Raw genomic sequence first — 17,871 nt, 5'->3', positions numbered from 1 at the left:
CGCGCCTTCGCGCCAGCCTTGAGGCCGGCCGATCACCGGTCTACAAAAAAGACAGTTGCTCCCCGGGGACCGGCTTGATTGCCCCCGTCATCAACGCAGCGCGTCAAGCGCTGGCGTCGACTTGACCTCGGCACCGGGAGGTCAGGACCACACGACTTCACGTCCGCAAGCTGCCGTTCGTCCGCGTAGCAAGCTACGCTGCGGCACCTCGCGGCCATCGCCTCCCCGCCTCGCGTGTCGTGACGATCGCGCGCAACGCCCCTCCGAGTGAGGCGGGATGCGTGGGAACATCGTCCTGATTTGCCCGACGACACAAGGCCGCAACGGTGCGGCAAACTGGCTCGACGGGCAGTTCACGCAGAGCTGTCATGAGCAGATTGCCCGTCGGGCAGTCATCGCCCCTCACCGCGCAGGCGCGCGGCCGGAGCTATTCCACGCGCGCACCGAACAGCGCCACGAACCTGTCGATGTCGTGCTCACGCAGGCCGAACAGCCAATAGCGCACGGGAATCTCCGGCGTTCCGATCCGCACGAGCCGCCCCGACGCCAGCCACGGCTGCGCGGCGCGATCCGACACGAAGCCGATATGGCGGCCGCCAAGCAGCGCCGAGATCACCGCCGTGCTCGACGACAGCTTGAGGACGGGATGCGCCACACGCTCGGGCTCGACCCGGTGAGAGACGAGCGCCGCGGTCAGCGTCTGCGTCAGTTCGCCGTGCTCCCACAACAAGGGCGCCTGCTCGGCCAGCGACTTCCAGCTCAGATCGGCCGGCACGTGCTGCGCCCGCTCGGGATGAGCGCATAGCACCAGTCGGTCGGCGAACACGGCGACCTGGCGGAACTGCGGGTGGCTCGGCATGGCGCTGGTCACCCCCGCATCCGCCGTTCCCCGCATCACATAAGCCGCTACCTCGTTGACGCTGCCACGGACGAGATCGACACCGAACGCGCCGGGACCATTGTCCCGCGCCAGAAGATGCGGCATCCAGAAGTCGTAGGCACTGGCGGTGCATGCCACCAGCGCGGACGGTGAGGCGGGACGCCGGCCTTCGACACGGCGCATCGTCAGCTCGATGTCACGCAGGATCCGCTCGGCCTCGTTCAACAGCACCTGTCCGGCCTCGGTCAGCATCAGCCGGCGCCCGGAGCGGTCGAACAGCGGGACGTCGAGCTTCTCCTCCAGCTTCTTGATCGAGACGCTGACCGCCGATTGCGTGAGGCCCAGCCGCTCGGCAGCATGGGTGAAGCTGCCAAAATGAGCGGCTTCGAGGAAGATCCTCATTTGCTCGAAGGTCATGGACTCTCCTGGGCCTCGGCGACGTCCGGCTCGCCGCCGAATGCGCTCCCACGGACAAATTCGAACCAGTTCCCGAGTCGGCCTGCCGTCAAACCAGTCACTCCCATCGCTTTCGATGAATTCGTTTCATCCTCGCAGGGACCAGCATCAAAAGCGGCGCCGCATCATTCATACACTTCAGTGCGCATGAACTGAATGAATAAGTAGTTCCGATCTGCTTTCGCCGCAGGCACTTCAGGACGTTTTATCGATCAATCACGCCGCTATTTTCAGCACCGACCGCATACGCCTGCGCGCGACCCGGTTTGGCAAGACGCTTGCTAATTACTTCGCACGAAGGCTTTCGAGCGAGGACAGCGAGGATATGCCGCCTGCACCTTCTGCGACACCCACCGACGAGGCACCGATCCATGATCGTGCTCCGCGCGCCTCCTTCGCAGCATGCGGGGTCGCGTGATGGAGTTCGGCATCTGGCTTCCCGTCTATGGCGGCTGGCTGCGTTCGCTGGACGCACCGACCGGCCCTGACGTTGCCGCCTGTCTCGCGATCGCCCAGCAGGCCGAAGCGCTCGGGTTCGACTTCCTTTACGCCTCGGAGAACCTGCTCAACTGCATCCATGGCCCGAGCGAGAGCGTCGCCGACGCCTGGAGCATTCTGGCGGCGATCGCCGCCGTCACCAGCAAGGTCGGGCTTTGCGGCGCCATCAAGCCCGGCTTCCGCTCGCCGTTCCTCGTCGCCCGGATGCTCGACACGCTGTCGAAGATCGCGGAGCGCAGGCTCGGCATGAATATCGTCTGCGGCTGGTGGAAGGAGGAGTTCGACCTGTCCGGCGTCGACTGGCTGGATCATGACGGACGTTACGACCGCGCCGGCGAATTCCTGCGCACGCTCTATGGCCTGTTTCAGCCGCCTGCCGAAATTGCCGGGACGGACGCTCCGCCTGGAGAGGCGCAGCCGGTCGAGCTCAAGCAGCCACCGACCTATGGCCTGGACCAGAACGCCCTGCCGGAGGTGTGGATCGCCGGCCACTCCGGCCGCGCCATGCAGATGGCCGCGGAATGGGGCCATTGCCTGTTCCTCAATGGCATGGGCGACGAGGAGCTGAAACGGCGCATCGAGGCGGTGCGTCAGGAGGCCAACAGCTGGGGCCGGACCATCCTGATCGCGGCGAATGCCTACGTCATCGCGACCGAGACGACCGAGCAGGCAAGGCAGCGCTGGAAGACGGTCGTAGGTCGCCGCAATTCACAGACGATCGACTTCTTCCGCAAGGTGATCGGCAGCTCCGGTGCCGCCGCCTGGGCCGCGCTCGGCGAGGAACAGATGGTCGATTCCAACGCCGGCTTCGAGCTCGGCCTGATCGGTTCCTTCGAGGACATCCGCAACCGCATCCCCCAGCTGCAGGCCTTGGGCCTCGATCGCATCGTCTGTCAGTTCGACGACCCGATGCGTGACGCCGGTCCGTTCATGAAGCAGGTGATCCGCCCGCTCAGGGACAATCGCACACTCGCTTTCGAAGGTCAGATGTCATGAGCGCGCTCGAAGCCACGATCACTTCCGCCGGCGACATACGACAGGGCTTCAAGGACGTGTTCAGCCAGCTCGCATCCGGCGTCTGCATCGTGACGTTCCGGCGCGGCGGACAGCTCCATGGCTTCACAGCCACCTCGGTCACGTCGGTCTCGTTGCAGCCGCCACGGGTGTTGTTCTGCGTCGCGCAGAACAGCCAGAGTTACGCCTGCCTCGGCGTCGGTATGAGCGTTGGGATTTCCGTCCTCAGCGCCGGCCAACGGGCATTGTCCGATCGCTTCGCGAGCAAGCTCGCACCCGGCTCCTATGATGACGTGGCGACGATCGAAGGCGCCGGCCAGGCGCCGCTGATCGCGGGCGCTCTCGGACAGCTGGGCACTGCCATCGTCGACCTGATCCCGTCCGGTGACCACGCCATCGTGCTCTGCAACGTGACCTCCGCCCATGCGGGCGGCGGCGCGCCGCTGCTCTACCACGCCCGCAACTATCACACGCTTCACCAGAGTTCCTGAACCCCGGAGAAATCGCAATGGACAAATCGATCTTTGCCGCGATGCCGAGCCTGACGCCGACCCTCGGGTATGCGTCGATGATCGGACTAGGCCTGTTCTCACTCGCCCTGTCCTATGCCGTGAAGACCCTCCTCGTTCGAAACACTCACGACTTCATCATCGCCGACCGCCGAGTCGGCTTCGGTTTCGGCGTCGGTTCGGTGATCGCCGTCTGGACCTGGGCCATGGCGGTGATGATGAGCTCGGCGATGACGTATCAATGGGGCCTCTCCGGCCTGTTCTGGTTCGTGGTGCCCAACGGCTTCGCGGTCATGGCGATGATCCCGTTCGCCCGCATCCTGCGCAAGAACATGCCGGAGGGCTACACGATCTCCGAGTTCATCGAGTACCGGTTCGGCAGGTCGAAAGCCGCGACCGCAATCGTCACCGTGACGATGATCTTCGGAATCATCCTGGAGATCCTGATCAATCTCAAGGGCACCTCCGTCGTCGTCTCGACGGTGTTCGGGATCGACTGGAAGGTGGCGACCGTCGTCGGCATCATCTGCGTGCTCGCCTATTCATACTTCGGAGGCTTGTGGACGAGCGTGATGACCGGAACGCTCAACACGCTGATGATCACCGTGCCGGCGGCGATTGTCGTGGCCGCGGTGTATGCCGCGATCCCGGGCGGATCGGAAGCGGTCTTCAACGCCGCCGGCGCGGCCGATGCCCGCAACCTGTCGGTGCTGCGTCCCGATGCCGCCGCGGGCTTCGGCATCACGCTTGCGTTCGGCCTCCTCGCCGCAACGGTCTCGGACCAGACATTCTGGCAGAAGGTCTGGGCCATCAAGAGCCGCGACGTCGGCCGCGTGTTCCTCTGGTCGGGCGCGCTGTTCTATCCGATCCCGATCTGCCTGGGCATGCTCGGCCTGGTCGGCATCGCCTATGGCCTCAAGCCGGCCGATTTCGGCGGCGACATCGTCGCGGTCGGCCCCTACATCGTCTCCCATATCGGCCTCGGTCTGACCCTGGTCCTGCTTTACGTGCTCGTCATCCTTGCCGCCTGCTACTCGACCATCGACGGCGCCAGTGCCGCGCTGTCCTCGGTCGTCGCCGTCGACATCGTCAAGCGCTACTTCCCGCAGACCTCCGAGAGCAGCCTGTTCGTGATCACCAAGCTTTCGGTCCTGCTCGGCGGCATCATCGCGACCCTGATCGTGCTCTCCGGCCTCGACTTCACGACATTGGTGCTGACGACCTATGCGCTGAAGACCTCGATCCTGCTGCCGCTGGTGCTGTCCATCCTGTGGCCGAAGACCAACATGATCGGCTTCGTCGGCGGCATCGCGCTGGCGATCGGCGTGGGCATGCCGATCTACGCCACGGCCGGCGAGCTGATCGGAACGCTGTCGATCGTCGCGATCAGCGGGCTGACCGTCGTCATCGCGGGTCTGATCGGCGGCGAGAACTTCGACCTCACCGGCCTGCAGCGTATCGGCGACGAGGTCTCTGCCCCGGCCGAATAGCTGCGCGAGGCGCGCCGGTCCTCGGCGCGCCCGTCCCTCTGACATCCCAAAGGAGCCAACCATGTACGTCCTGATCACCATCGTCGGCATTCTCGTCACCCTGTTCTTCCTCGCTGGATTCTGGCGCGGCCTGCAGAACGCCATCGCCGAATATCGCAGCGGCGCCGCCGAGCCGACCGACGTGCCCGACTATGGCTATGGCGGGCTGGCAGCGATCTCGGTGATCGCGTCCGCCGTCATCATTGCCGGCGTCGGCTTCACCCCCGCGATGATCTATGCCGGCCCGCTGCTTGCGCTGGTGACGGCGGCTGGATGCGGGCTCGCCTTCTTCGTCGAGCAGAAGAGCGCCTGATCACCGACCACCCGAAGTTCATGACGGACTGGACGAGTTTCGGACGCAAGGAGAGCATTGCATGACGACGACCACGAGGAAGAAGGCTCATCTTCTGGGATTCATCCAGCACGGCGTGAACAGTCACGCCACCGGAATGTGGCGCCACGTCAAGGACAAGATCGGCTGGGATTTCGCCCGGCCGGAATACTGGCAGCACATGGCCCGCACGATGGAACGCGGGATGTTCGATGCCATGTTCATCGCCGATGAGCTCGCGCCCTACAACACACACGAGGACAGCTCCGACGCGATCGTGAAATGGGCTGTGCAGTGCCCGACCCACGAGCCGTCGACGATCGTGCCGATCATCACCACCGCGACCAAGCATCTCGGCGTCGGCGTCACCCTGTCGACGGCGTTCGAGCATCCCTATTCGATGTGCCGCAGGCTCTCGAGCCTGGATCACCTCTCGGGCGGCCGCGTCGCCTGGAACATCGTGTCGTCCTACTCCAAGAGCGAATGGGATGCCTATGGTCACACCATGACCGAGCGCAGCGGCCGCTACGACCGGCTCGAGGAATACATGGAGGTCTGCTACCAGCTGTGGGATTCCTGGGAGCCGGATGCGATCATCGCCGACAAGGTGTCCGGCATCTATGCTGATCCCGCCAAGATCAAGGTCGTGAACCACGAGGGCAAGTACTACAAGTGCCATGGCCGGCATTTTTGCGCGCCCTCCCCGCAGGGACGGCCGGTGCTATGGCAGGCCGGCTCATCCAACCAGGGCCGCGACTTCGCCGCCAAGCATGCCGAGGCGATCTTCGCCGTGCATCCGAACGTCGACCGCATGAGGCAATATGCCGGCGATCTGAACGAGCGGCTCGCCGGCAAGTTCGATCGCAAGCCGGGTTCGGTGAAGCTGATCTACGGCCTGCAGACCGTGGTCGCGGAAACACGCTCGGAGGCGCAGGAGAAGTACGCGCGAATCAAGGAGTGCATTCCGCCGGAGGGCGCGCTGGCCTGGATGTCCGGCCATTTCGGGCTGGATTTCTCCAAGTTCGACGGCAATGCCATCGTGCAGAACATCGAGGTGCCGGGCATTCAGGGTCTGTTCGAGTCGATCATCTACGCCAAGGGCGGCGCGCCGGTGACCGTGAAGGAGGCGGCGATGATCTACGCGCAGGGCATGGGCATGCCGGTCGCGGTCGGCACCGCCAAGGACATCGCCGACCAGATCGAGCACTACATGGATGACGGCGGCGCCGACGGCTTCATGCTGGCGGCGACCTACACGCCCGGCTGCTTCGAGGAGTTCGCCGATCTCGTCGTTCCCGAGTTGCAGCGGCGCGGCCGGTTCAGGACGCGATATACGGGCACGACCTTGCGGGAGAATCTGCTGGAAGATTGAGTCTGGTGAGCCCCGCCGCCGGGCCGCCCTTCGAGATGCCAGCTTCCGTCATGCTGAAGAGTGCGGCTTGCGGCGCGTCTCGAAGGCCCCTGCTCAACGGCGCGCGGCTCAAGCGCTCAGCGCGCGCATCTCCGCATGCAGATCCGACTTGCCCTCGAAGCCGATGCCGGGGAGTTCGGGCATGGTGATGTGGCCGTCGATGACGTCAACGCCGTCGGGGAAGCCGCCATAGGGCTGGAACAGGTCGGGATAGCTCTCATTGCCGCCGAGGCCGAGGCCGGCGGCGATGTTGAGCGACATCTGGTGGCCGCCATGCGGGATGCAACGCGACGGCGACCAGCCATAGGTCCTGAGCACGTCGAGCGTGCGCAGATATTCGCACAGGCCGTAGGACAGCGCGCAGTCGAACTGCAGCCAGTCGCGGTCCGGACGCATGCCGCCATAGCGGATCAGGTTGCGGGCGTCCTGGTGGCTGAACAGGTTCTCGCCGGTCGCCATCGGGCCGGGATAGAAATCGGCGAGCGTCGCCTGCAGATGATAGTCGAGCGGATCGCCCGCCTCCTCGTACCAGAACAGCGGATAGTCGCGCAGCATCTTGGCGTAGGCGATCGCTGTCTCCAGGTCGAAGCGGCCGTTGGCGTCGACGGCGAGCTGGTTGCTCGGACCGATCTCGTCGAGCACGGCCTCGATGCGCTGGCGATCCTCCTCGATCGGCGCGCCGCCGATCTTCATCTTGACGACGTTGTAGCCGCGCTCGAAATAGCCGCGCATCTCCCGGCGCAGCGCCGAGAGATCCTTGCCGGGATAGTAATAGCCGCCGGCGGCGTAGACGAACACGCGCGGATCGGCCTTGCGGTTGTGGCGCTCCGCGAGCAGACGGAACAGCGGCTTGTCGGCGATCTTGGCAACAGCGTCCCAGATCGCCATGTCCAACGTGCCGACCGCGACCGAGCGCTCGCCGTGACCGCCGGGCTTCTCGTTCGTCATCATCGCCGTCCAGGCCTTGTCCGGATCGATGTTGTCCTTGGTGGCATCGAGCAGCGAGGCGGGATCCGCCTCGAGGAGTCGCGCGCGAAACCGCTCGCGAATCAGGCCGCCCTGGCCGTAGCGGCCGTTGGAGTTGAAGCCGTAGCCGACCACGGGATGCCCGTTGCGCTCGACATTGGTAATGACCGCAACGAGGCTCGACGTCATCTTGGTGAAATCGATATAGGCATTGCGGATCGGCGATGAGATCGGCTTCGTCACCTCGCGGACGTCGACGATACGAACGGTCATGGTCATTCTCCTGATCGTGGTCGCGAGCGCCGCGTCAGAGCGAGGCGCCGGCGCAGATGGTGATGGTCTGTCCGGTGATGGCAGCCGCTTCCGGCGACAGCAGGAAGGCGGTGAGCGCGGCCACTTCGCCTGGATCGACGTAGCGGCCCATCGGCGGCAGCACCGGCGCGGTGCCGGCGCGGCTGGGGTCGCGCAGGAACGGCGTGTCCGTGGCGGCTGGCGCGATGACGTTGACGGTGACTTGGCGCGGCGCCAGCTCGATCGCCCAGGAGCGCGCGAGACCGGTGAGTGCCGCCTTGGTCGCGGCGTACTGGCTGCGGCCGGCCGCGCCGTTGGCGGTGCGGCTGCCGATCAGCACGATCCGCCCGCCCTCGCGCAGGCGCGGCGCCAGCGCATTGGCCAGCGCCTCCGCGGCGCCGACATGGACGCGCCACATCCCTTCGCTGCTCTGGGCCTGCAACTCGCCGAGACGGCCGACACGCATGTAGCCGGCGGCATGGACCAGCGCGGTCACGGCGCCGACGTCAGCAAGGCGCGCGATCAGCGTCTGCGGCTCAGCCAGATCGGCCTCGAAGCCGCCGAAGTGTTCGTGCGACAGCACCGAGGCCGCGCGGTCGATGCCAGTCACGCGCCAGCCGTCCGCCAGCAGGCGCTCGGCAATGGTGCGGCCGATGCCCGAGCTGGTTCCGGTCACCACCGCATGGCGAAGGCCGGAGCTGCTGTCGTGGTCCTGTGCCGTCATCCCCTGTACGCGGCCGCCTCGGCCTTGACCTTCACTGCATCGAAATTGTTGATCTTGTCGATCAGCTCATTGGTGTAAAGCGCAGCGTAGTCCTTGATGTCCAGCCCGTTCATCGCGGCCTCGGTGCGGAACTCCTGCTCGTTGATCCCGCCCATCTTCGTATCGGCATAGGGCGGCGCGTAGAGCTTGATCCGGCGGCTGATCGACTGCAGCACGGCCTTGACCGCCGCGTCCTCGCTGGCACCGCGCGGCGCCGTCTCCGGGTACATCTTGAGAAAGGCCCTGGCGCCGGCGGTCGGATTGGCGAGCAGGAATTGCGACGCCTTGCACACCGAGCGGCCAAAGCCAACCAGGAGATCCCTGTCCTTCTCGAACGTCTGCGGCATCGCCATCAGGAACTGACCGCCGACCATCGGGATCGTGGTCGGACGCGGCAGATAGGCCAGCTCGATGCCAGCCGCCTCGATCTGGCCGAAGCCCGTATCGAAATAGGCGAGCGCATCGATCACGCCGCGCTGCAGGGCGACGCCCGCCGGCGTGCCGTTGCCGACCGCGACCCAGCTCACATCCTTGTCCGGATCGAGGCCGAGCGCCTTCAGCACGTTCTTGGTCACCGGATATTCGGTGGCGCCGAAGTCGGACACGCCGATCTTCTTGCCCTTGAGGTCCGTGTAGCTCTTGAGCGCGGAGCCGGGCGGGACGGCGATGTCCCATTTGTACGGATAGGTATATTGATAGAACAGTTTCGCGCCACCCCATTCGCCCTTGGCGAGCAGCGGCAGCGCCGTCGACGGCACGCCGACGCCGATGGTGACGGAGCCGCGGTCGGTCGCGACCTGGACGTTGGCATTGGTGCCGAGCGCCTGGACATCGAGCGAGAACCCTTCCTGCGCGTTGTAGCCGAGCGCCTCGCCGATCACGCAATTGATGATGGTGGCGTTGAGCGCCTTGAGCCCGACACCGAAGCGAATCTTCTTGGCGTCCGCCGCCATCAGGCCGGCCGGGGCGCCGCTCACCAGCAGCGCCGCGCTGGCGCTGCTCTTCAAGAATGTCCTGCGCGAAACCATCCTACGTTCCTCCCTGCTGTCCTATTTTCTCCGATTGGCGCCCCAGTGCACGACCTTGGCCTCGCACCAGCGCACGATCCCGTGCAGCACGATGCCGAGCACGCCGAGAATGATCAGCGCGGCGAACACGCCTGCGACATCGGAGACGGCTTGCGCCTGGGTGATGACCACCCCCATGCCGCGCTGAGCGCCCAAGAACTCGGCGACGATCGCGCCGAGCAGCGCGTACACCACCGCCATGTCGAGGCCAGCGAAGATGAAGGGGGCGGCATTCGGCAGCTTGACGATGCGATAGGTCTCGAGCCGCGACGCCGACAGCGAGCGCATCAGGTCGACGCGCTCCGGCTCTACGGCGCGCAGCCCGGTGAAGCTGTTGATCAGCACCGGGAAGAACGACAGCAGCGCCGAGATCGCGATCTTGGAGCCGTCGCCGAAACCGAACCAGATCACGATCAGCGGTGCGATCGCCACCTTCGGCAAGCTCTGCAGCGCGAACGCATAGGGCATCACCAGCCGTTCGATGGCCTCGACCTCGGCCATCAGCGAGCCGATGACGAGGCCGAGCCCGACGCCGATGGCGCAGCCGACAGCGGCGTTGCTGAGAGTGCTCCACAGCGGCAGGTAGTAGCCGAGCGGACTGGCCGGGCTGACCGCGAGCCCCGACCAAAGCGCGCGGACCACCGCTTCGGGCTTCGGCAGGATGTAGGACGGGATGTTCAGCAGGTTGACCGCGGCGATCCAGCTCAGGATCAGCACCGCGAGACCGGTCCAGGCGATCGGCGATCCCAGGCTGATGCCGCGGCGTGGACTCGCTGGCTTCTGCGACATGGCTGACACGGCGACGTTGGCAAGATCAGTCATGGCCATGCTCCTGCGCATTGAGCAGCCCGCGGACCTCCCTGGCGAGCCGCGCATAGTCCGGATGCAGCACGATGTCGTCGAACGACCGCGGCCGCGGAATGGGAACGGCGAGATCGGCCAGGATGCGGCCGGGACGCGCCGACATCACGATGACGCGGTCGGCGAGGAAGATGGCTTCCGAGATCGAGTGGGTGATCAGCAGGATGGTCTTGCGGTTCTCCTGCCAGATGCGCTGCAGCTCGAGGTTCAGACGCTCGCGGGTCAGCGCATCGAGCGCGCCGAACGGCTCGTCCATCAGCAGGATCTCGGGATCGCGCGCCAGGGCGCGGCAGATCCCGGCGCGCTGCTGCATGCCGCCGGACAGCTCATAGGGATATTTGTCGCCGAAATCGCCGAGACCGGTGACGGCGAGCAGACGTTCGATGCGATCGCCGGCCGGCGCATGTTTGCCGCCGACGCGCAAGGGCAGCCCGACATTGTCGCGCACCGTCATCCACGGCAGCAGGTTGGCGGCCTGGAACACGACGCCGACCTTGCGCGAGGGACCGGCGACGGGCTCGCCATCGAGCAGCAGCCGGCCATCGCTGTAGCCGTCGAGACCGGCGAGCAGACGCAACAACGTGCTCTTGCCGCAGCCGGACGGGCCGACCACGCACACGAACTCGCCCGGCTTGATATCCAGCGAGACGCGGCTCAACGCATGCACCGCCGCACCGGAGGCCGAGACATAGGTCTTCGAGACCTGGTCGATCGCGATCAGCACATCGTCCGGCGTGTCAGCAGCGCGCCGTTGCGCATCGTCGACATCCATCATCAGCATGAGCGTCCACCCGGTCTCTTGTTTTTATGATCACAGGCAGCGGCCGTCACCGGCCGTCGCCTCTCGTTGCTCAGGCTGCAGCCTGCACCGTCAGCCCGGCCGCGGCCACTGCGGCGCGGATCGCGGCCATCTCCTCGGCGCTCGGCGCATGCGTCGGCGGCCGCACGGTGGCATCGCGGATCACGCCGGCGACCTGCATCGCCGCCTTCATGCGGCCATGCGCCTCTCCGGTCGGCTCGCCGCCGCCATACACCGCGTCCTTCAACGGATCGATCATGGCCTGCAACTTCATCGCCAGCTTGAGATCACCGGCCGTCACCGCGGCGAACAGATCGTAGATGAGATCCGGAATCAGCGAGGCGAAGCCGACCAACGCGCCGTCGACGCCCTGCACCATCGACGCCAGCAGGTATTCGTCGTGGCAGGTCAAGAGCGCCTTGTCCGGGGCCGCCGCGCGGATTGCCTTGAGGTCGCGGGCATATTTGTTCATCTCGCGGGTGCCGATCTTGAACGCCTGGACGTGGTCGAGCCGGGCGAGCTCGGCGAGCAGCTCGGAGGAGAACGAGGCGCGGGTCCAGGCCGGATAGACGTGCACGATCAGCGGCAGCCTGGTCGCATCGCCGATGGCGTTGAAATAGTCCAGGCAGTGCTCGCGCTTGAAGCCGAAGCGCAGCCAGTGATGCGGCGGCATGATGTCGAGCGCGGTGGCGCCGGCCTCCTTGGCCATCAGCGCATGCTCGATGCCGTCCTTGATGCCTTCGCAGACGACGGAGGAGATCGTCGGGCAGATGCCGGTCAGCGCCCTGGCGACGATGCGCGTCACCTCCGCGCGCTCTCTTGCGGTGAGGCTGAACACCTCGCCGGTGTGGCCGTTGGTCATGATGCCGACAATGCCGCGGCGCTTGCCGAGCCACGCCGCATAGCGCGTCAGCTCGGCCTCGTCGATCGAGTGATCGGCGTTGAAGGGGACGGCGATCGCCGGGATGATCCCCTTGAAGTTGGTCATGACGCTCATGTCGGGCTCCTGATGAGTTCTGGTGTCATCGGCTGGAAACGGTGGCGGTGGCGCCGCCCATGGCTTCGAGCGCGCGCGACAATTGCGCCGCGGCGCGCAGCAGCGGCACGACGCCGGTGCGCTCGAACTCATCGGCTGACACGCGCATGGTCGGGGCGGCGACGCTGATCGCTGCGAGCGGCACGCCGTCGCGATCGACGACCGGTGCGGCGAGCACGCACAGTCCCGGTGCATTCTCCTGATTCGAGAGCGCGTAGCCGGCGGCCTTCACCTGGCGCAGGCGCTGCAGCAGCGCGTCGAGATCCGTGATCGTGGTTTCGGTGCGCTTGATGCGCGGCTGCGCTTCGAGCACCTCGATCTGCGTCTGCACCGGCAGCAGCGACAGGATCGCCTGGCCGACAGCGGTGGAATAGACCGGCGCGCGGCTGCCGATCCGGACGTCGACGCCGAGCCGGACGAGGCCCGCCTGGATGCGCTCGACATAGACGATGTCGCTGCCGTCGAGCACCGCGAGCGAGGCGGCCTCGTTCATCTCGCCGACCAGGCTGCGCAGGATCGGGCGGGCCTGGTCGCGCAACTCCGAGCGAGCGATCGCGTTGAAGCCGAGGTCGAGGCATTTCAACGTCAGGCGGAAGCGCCTGGTGTCGCCGACCTTCTCGACATAGCCGAGCATCACGAGGGTGTTGAGCAAGCGGAAGGTGGTGCCCTTGTCGAGCGTGGCGCGGCGCGCGACGTCGGCGAGCACCAATTCGGGCGCGTCGCTCGTGAAGGCGTTCAGCACCTGAAAACCCTTGGCCAGCGACTGCACGACGCTTTTGCCAGCCTTGCTGTCCTCGTCCACGGGGGAGCTCCGCGTTTCCTGCTTGGCGCCGGGCCTTGACGACCCGCATCTTGTTTTGCTATGGTTCGGATTGCGAACTATAGTTCGAATATTAGAACGCGCCCAGCCGCATCTGTCAAGCGCGCTCGCACGCCGTATGCGCACGGCTTGAAATCCGCACAGCCGGCATGATCTCTCCTGGGGGCCGCGATATCTCGCGGCCTTTTTCAGGAGTCCCGCGTGAGCGTCGCATTCACCAAGGAAGAGAGCGCCGAGACGGCGGCCGAGACGCAGCTGCCCGACCGGCCGGTCTCGCCGCATCCGAACCTCGTCACCGACGCCGGCCTCAAGGCGCTGGAGGCGCAGCTGCTTCAGGCGCAGACGGCCTATGAAGCGGCGCAGAAAATCGAGGACGTGAATGAACGGCGGCGGGAGTCGGCGCTGCCGCTGCGCGACGCACGCTACTTTGCAGCGCGTGTGCGGACCGCGCAGGTGATGCCGGCACCGGCCTCGACCGATCAGATCGCGTTCGGCAGCACCGTGACGTTCAAGCGCGGCGACGGCCGCGTGCAGACCTACACTATCGTCGGCGAGGACGAGGCCGATCCGAAGCGCGGCATGATCTCCTACGTCTCACCGGTGGCGCGGCTGCTGATGGGCAAATCGGTCGGCGACGTCGTCGAGGTGACCGGACAAGAGCTGGAGATTCTCACGATCGCCTGAGGCGATGCCCATCACCCCGGCGGGAAACGATGCTCAAGGTTGGAATCATCTCCGACACTCATGGGCTGCTACGACCGGAGGCCGTGCGACGTCTGGCCGGCGTCGACCACATCATCCACGCCGGCGATATCGGCCGCCCCGACATCGTCGAGCAGCTTCGCTCGATCGCGCCGGTGACTGCGATCCGCGGCAACATCGACACGGCAGACTGGGCGAATGCCTATCCTGCGACCGAGACCATCAGGCTCGGCACACGTGCCGTCCATGTCGTGCATGACGTCCACGATCTCGCGATCGATCCTGCAACGGCGTGTATCGACATCATCGTGTCCGGCCATTCGCATCGCGCGGGCGTCGAGACACGCGACGGCGTGCTCTACCTGAATCCGGGCAGCGCAGGGCCGCGCCGCTTCAGGCTGCCGATCACGCTGGCGACGCTGGATATCTCCTCAGCCAGCCTGTCGCCCGTGATCCACGACCTCGGCAGCGGCTGACGCAAAGCGAAAGGGCGCCCATGGGCGCCCTCCCCGAACTCAGATGAGATCCATCGATCAGAAGCGATCGGCCAGCGCCATGCCGGGATCGCTGAACGAGGGACGGCCGGTCTCGACGTGGCCAGCGACGCGGCGATAGAAGCTGTCGTCGGTGTCGCTGGTGACGACGAAGTCGTACCACAGGCCGGACTTGCGCAGGTGCCAGTACAGCTCGCCGTGGCGTCCGGGTGCCGACACCTTGACGGTCCACGAGGTCGACGGACCGCCATGGCTCGGCCCCGGGAAGAACGTCGGCGCGCCAAAGCCGAAGCCCGGAGCATCGAAGTCGGGCGCCGAGCGGAAGCCGGGCACCGCGCCGAAGCCCACCGGATGGAAGCCGGGCAGCGGACCGAAGCCCGGACATTGCGGCTCCAGCGCGGCCGAGACCGAGGCGGTGACGGCCTGCAACGGCCCGTAGATCTCGTTCGACTTCACCGTGAAGCTCACGCGGGCATGGCCGTCATTGCGCAGCTGCATGTGCAGGCCGCCCTCGAAGACGTTGTAACCGACGAAGATCTCGGGGTTGGCGGCATTCGACGGCCTGACCTTGTCGAGGTCACCCTTGAAGTGACGGTGGAAGCCGTTCGGGCCGAGCACCCAGAGATCATACAGGCCATCGCTGCCGACGCTCCATTCGTCGTCGATCATCTTGCCGGCCTCGACGGTGTAGCGGCGCGGAATGAGATCGAGACGCTGCTTGTCGTAGACGTGGAACACGGCGCCGGCAAAGCCGGTGTTGGCGAACAAGAGCTTCACCTTGCCCGCGGCGGCGTCGACCTTCGCGGTGGCGTGCAGGATGTAGGGCAGCGGACGCGAATAGCGCGCGCCGGTTTCCTGGTACAAGGGCTGCGGCGTCGCGGGCGCGACCGGCGCCGGCAACGTCTTCTGGTGCGCATCCGAGGCCTGCCAGTTGCTCTGGTCGGGCAGTTCGGGGAAGCGCGGATCGTTCGGGCTGGCGAAATCGAACGCCGAGGTGAGATCGCCGGAGACGGCGCGGTGCCACGGGCTGATCGCCTCGACCTTGATGCCGAAGCGCTTCTCCAGGAAGCGGCCGATCGAGGTGTGGTCGAACACCTGCGAGTTGACCCAGCCGCCCTTGCTCCACGGCGACACCACATACATCGGCACCCGCGCGGACAGACCCCAGGGGCGGATGTTGCCGCTGACCGTGTCGGTCGCGGTCAGCACGTTGCCGACGGTGTTGGAGAAATACTCGCCGTCGAGCGGCAGGGTCGCCTTGCCCATCAGCTTGCCGTTGATGTCGTAGGACGGCACCGCGGGGGCCGGCAGATGATCGAAGAAGCCGTCATTCTCGTCGAAGGTCAGGAAGAAGACGGTCTGGCTCCAGACGTCGGGATTGGCCGTCAGCGCTTCCAGCACCTGGTCGGTAAAATTGCCGGCACGGGTCGGGCTGCCGCCGCCGGGATGCTCGGAATTGGCCTGCGTCGGCAGGATCCACGACACCTGCGGCAGGGTGCCGGCCATGACGTCGGCCTTCAGCCGGTCGAGATAGTCCGGGCCGCCGGTCAGGCCGTGCACGTAGTTCGGATCGTTCGGCTGGGCGTGACGGAAGCTGGAGAACGCCAGACAGCCGTGCATTGCGCCGGTCCAGTTGTCGTTCATGTCCTGATAGATGTGCCAGCTCACGCCGGCCTTGTTGAGCAGATCGGGCAGCGTATCCCAGGCGAAGTCGCTGCCGACATATTTGTAGTTGGCCTGCGGCTGCGGCTGGCCGGCGACCCAATTGTGCGGGTTCGGCCAGCAGCGCAGGTTGTTGGGCTCGGAGTCGTTGGTGGTGGAGTTGATGCCCTGCGCGCGCAGCGCCGGGTTGAAGTTGGAGCCGGACCAGAACACGATGCGGTTCGGATCGGTGCCGGTGGTGATCGAGGCGTGGTAGGCGTCGCAGATCGTGAACGCCTCGGCGAGGGCGAACTGGAACGGGATGTCGTCGCGGCCGAAATAGCCCATCGCATAGGGCGTCTTGTACTTCGCCCAATAGCCCATCTTGCCCTGATTCCACGCCGCCTGGCTGTCGCCGAAGGAGTGCGGCGTGCCATAGCCGACCAGCGCGTTGGAGGTCGTGGAGTCGCGGTGATAGGGCGGAATCTCGCGGCTGCCGTCGGACTGGAACCAGACCGGCTTGCCGCTCTCGAGCGGGATCGGGAAGCGGTCGCCGAAGCCGCGCACGCCGCGCAGCGTGCCGAAATAATGGTCGAACGAGCGGTTCTCCTGCATCAGGATGACGATGTGCTTGACGTCCTGAATGGTGCCGGTCCGGCGCCGTGCCGGAATGGCGAGCGCCTGGCGGATGCTGGCGAAGGCAGCCGCCGCCGTGGCGCCTGCCAAGAAATCGCGACGTGTTGTCATGCTGATACGACCTTTTGAAATCCTGAAGACCATCGTCAGGATTGGCGGGGCGAGCCCGGCCAGCTCCTGCGAACGTCCCTGGCGTATCAGCGCGGCTTGACAGCGCTGTGAAATTTTTATTTACGAAATGAGTCTGAATGAGATTTCCTCAGTATCGGGGCGCAGCGTGACGGAATCGACCTTTCGTTCTGGACCGGGCGTGAACGGCATTCTGGCCCGCGTGCGCGAGCTGCAGAACGAGCTGCCGCCCAAGGCCAGGCAGATCGCGGAGCTGGTCATCGCCCGGCCGGAGCCGTTCATCCACATGTCGATCACCGAGGTCGCGGAAGCCTGCGGCGTCAGCGAGGGGACGATCGTGTCGTTCTGCCGGCGGGTCGGGGTGCGCGGCTTCCAGGAGCTCAAGATCATGCTGGCGCGGGACCTGATCGAGCCTGTCAGGCTGATCCAGGAAGACCTGCATCGCGGCGACGATCCGGCGACGGTGACGGACCACATCTTCGCCGCGCATGCCGCCTCGCTGCAGGAGACGCGGCGGCTGCTGTCGATGGACGCGCTGGCGCAGGCGGCGAAGCTGCTGCGGGAGGCGCGGCGCGTCGAGATCTACGGCATCGGGAGCTCGGCGCCGATCGCGCAGGACCTGTCGTACCGGCTGCTGCAGCTCGGGCTCGCGGCGAACGCCATCGTCGACTCCCATGTGCAGGCGGTCAGCGCGGGCATGACCGGCCCCGACGTCGCGACCGTCACGGTGTCGCATTCCGGCAGCACGGTCGAGACGGTGCTGGCGACGCGGCTGGCGCAGGCGGCGGGCGCGCGCACCATCGGCATCACCCGGCTCGGCAAGTCGCCGCTGGCGGCGCATTGCGAGGTGCTGCTCTACACCGTCGCCAACGAGACGCGCTACCGGCCGGAGGCGATGAGCAGCCGCGTCGCGCAGCTCGCGATCATCGACACGCTGGTCAGCTGCTGCGCGCTGACCGACACCGAGCGCTCCGTCGACAGGCTGCAGCACGCGGCGCGCATCCTGTCCGAGAAGCGCTACTGACGGCGGCACTGACC

General features: G+C 66.1%; 17 protein-coding genes. 8 read left to right on the top strand and 9 right to left on the bottom strand.

The genetic code is table 11. The features are described from left to right. Positions 1-427: 427 nt before the first annotated feature. Positions 428-1,297, bottom strand: coding sequence for a LysR family transcriptional regulator (locus ACQR1H_RS22985; RefSeq protein ID WP_315805710.1), 870 nt, complete (start codon positions 1,295-1,297; stop codon positions 428-430). 456 nt (positions 1,298-1,753) lie between these two features. Between ACQR1H_RS22985 and ACQR1H_RS22980 the strand changes: the two genes are divergently transcribed. The 5 genes from ACQR1H_RS22980 to ACQR1H_RS22960 all read left to right on the top strand — a co-directional run bounded on the left by ACQR1H_RS22980 (position 1,754) and on the right by ACQR1H_RS22960 (position 6,589). Next, positions 1,754-2,830, top strand: a complete 1,077-nt coding sequence (locus ACQR1H_RS22980) for an LLM class flavin-dependent oxidoreductase (protein WP_315805709.1) — start codon at positions 1,754-1,756, stop codon at positions 2,828-2,830. After that, entirely contained in the window at positions 2,827-3,339 is a 513-nt protein-coding gene (locus tag ACQR1H_RS22975; RefSeq protein ID WP_315805708.1) for a flavin reductase family protein, read from the top strand. The genes ACQR1H_RS22980 and ACQR1H_RS22975 overlap by 4 nt, the downstream gene beginning before the upstream one ends. 17 nt (positions 3,340-3,356) lie before the next feature. After that, entirely contained in the window at positions 3,357-4,847 is a 1,491-nt protein-coding gene (locus ACQR1H_RS22970) for a sodium:solute symporter family transporter (RefSeq protein WP_316181270.1), read from the top strand. Between the two features lie 61 nt (positions 4,848-4,908). Continuing rightward, complete coding sequence (locus tag ACQR1H_RS22965) at positions 4,909-5,199, top strand: hypothetical protein (RefSeq protein WP_315805706.1); 291 nt, start codon at positions 4,909-4,911, stop codon at positions 5,197-5,199. Positions 5,200-5,260: 61 nt separating this feature from the next. Next, positions 5,261-6,589, top strand: a complete 1,329-nt coding sequence (locus ACQR1H_RS22960) for an LLM class flavin-dependent oxidoreductase (RefSeq protein ID WP_315805705.1) — start codon at positions 5,261-5,263, stop codon at positions 6,587-6,589. Positions 6,590-6,697: 108 nt separating this feature from the next. On the opposite strand, the gene ACQR1H_RS22955 is transcribed toward ACQR1H_RS22960, so the two are convergent. The 7 genes from ACQR1H_RS22955 to ACQR1H_RS22925 form a co-directional block, all read right to left on the bottom strand. Further along, positions 6,698-7,867 (bottom strand): mandelate racemase/muconate lactonizing enzyme family protein, encoded by a 1,170-nt coding sequence (locus tag ACQR1H_RS22955; RefSeq protein WP_434908226.1) that lies wholly within the window; start codon positions 7,865-7,867, stop codon positions 6,698-6,700. Between the two features lie 34 nt (positions 7,868-7,901). Further along, complete coding sequence (locus tag ACQR1H_RS22950; RefSeq protein WP_434908225.1) at positions 7,902-8,609, bottom strand: SDR family NAD(P)-dependent oxidoreductase; 708 nt, start codon at positions 8,607-8,609, stop codon at positions 7,902-7,904. Beyond that, a complete protein-coding gene (locus ACQR1H_RS22945; RefSeq protein WP_434908224.1) occupies positions 8,606-9,676 on the bottom strand; it encodes an ABC transporter substrate-binding protein in 1,071 nt (356 codons plus the stop codon). The genes ACQR1H_RS22950 and ACQR1H_RS22945 overlap by 4 nt, the downstream gene beginning before the upstream one ends. Before the next feature lie 21 nt (positions 9,677-9,697). Then, complete coding sequence (locus tag ACQR1H_RS22940) at positions 9,698-10,537, bottom strand: ABC transporter permease (protein WP_316237091.1); 840 nt, start codon at positions 10,535-10,537, stop codon at positions 9,698-9,700. Beyond that, on the bottom strand, positions 10,530-11,357 hold the full coding sequence (locus tag ACQR1H_RS22935; protein ID WP_315805700.1) for an ABC transporter ATP-binding protein: 828 nt from the start codon (positions 11,355-11,357) through the stop codon (positions 10,530-10,532). The genes ACQR1H_RS22940 and ACQR1H_RS22935 overlap by 8 nt, the downstream gene beginning before the upstream one ends. A gap of 70 nt (positions 11,358-11,427) precedes the next feature. Continuing rightward, entirely contained in the window at positions 11,428-12,372 is a 945-nt protein-coding gene (locus ACQR1H_RS22930) for a dihydrodipicolinate synthase family protein (protein WP_434908223.1), read from the bottom strand. Positions 12,373-12,397: 25 nt separating this feature from the next. Next, entirely contained in the window at positions 12,398-13,213 is an 816-nt protein-coding gene (locus ACQR1H_RS22925; protein ID WP_434908222.1) for an IclR family transcriptional regulator, read from the bottom strand. 219 nt (positions 13,214-13,432) lie between these two features. Here ACQR1H_RS22925 and greA point away from each other — a divergent pair, with 219 nt between their 5' ends. Beyond that, entirely contained in the window at positions 13,433-13,915 is a 483-nt protein-coding gene (greA, locus tag ACQR1H_RS22920; protein WP_434887576.1) for a transcription elongation factor GreA, read from the top strand. 29 nt (positions 13,916-13,944) lie between these two features. Continuing rightward, entirely contained in the window at positions 13,945-14,409 is a 465-nt protein-coding gene (locus ACQR1H_RS22915; protein WP_316218851.1) for a metallophosphoesterase family protein, read from the top strand. Positions 14,410-14,466: 57 nt separating this feature from the next. Here ACQR1H_RS22915 and ACQR1H_RS22910 read toward each other — a convergent pair whose 3' ends face one another. Next, a complete protein-coding gene (locus tag ACQR1H_RS22910) occupies positions 14,467-16,815 on the bottom strand; it encodes a phosphocholine-specific phospholipase C (RefSeq protein ID WP_434908221.1) in 2,349 nt (782 codons plus the stop codon). A 199-nt stretch (positions 16,816-17,014) separates the two neighbouring features. Here ACQR1H_RS22910 and ACQR1H_RS22905 point away from each other — a divergent pair, with 199 nt between their 5' ends. After that, a complete protein-coding gene (locus tag ACQR1H_RS22905) occupies positions 17,015-17,857 on the top strand; it encodes a MurR/RpiR family transcriptional regulator (protein WP_434908220.1) in 843 nt (280 codons plus the stop codon). The last annotated feature ends 14 nt before the right edge of the window (positions 17,858-17,871 follow it).

Source organism: Bradyrhizobium sp. HKCCYLRH2015, assembly GCF_051168215.1.
GTDB lineage: Bacteria > Pseudomonadota > Alphaproteobacteria > Rhizobiales > Xanthobacteraceae > Bradyrhizobium.
The sequence above is the reverse complement of the archived record's forward strand: the minus strand, read 5'-3'. Positions and strand labels throughout refer to the sequence as shown.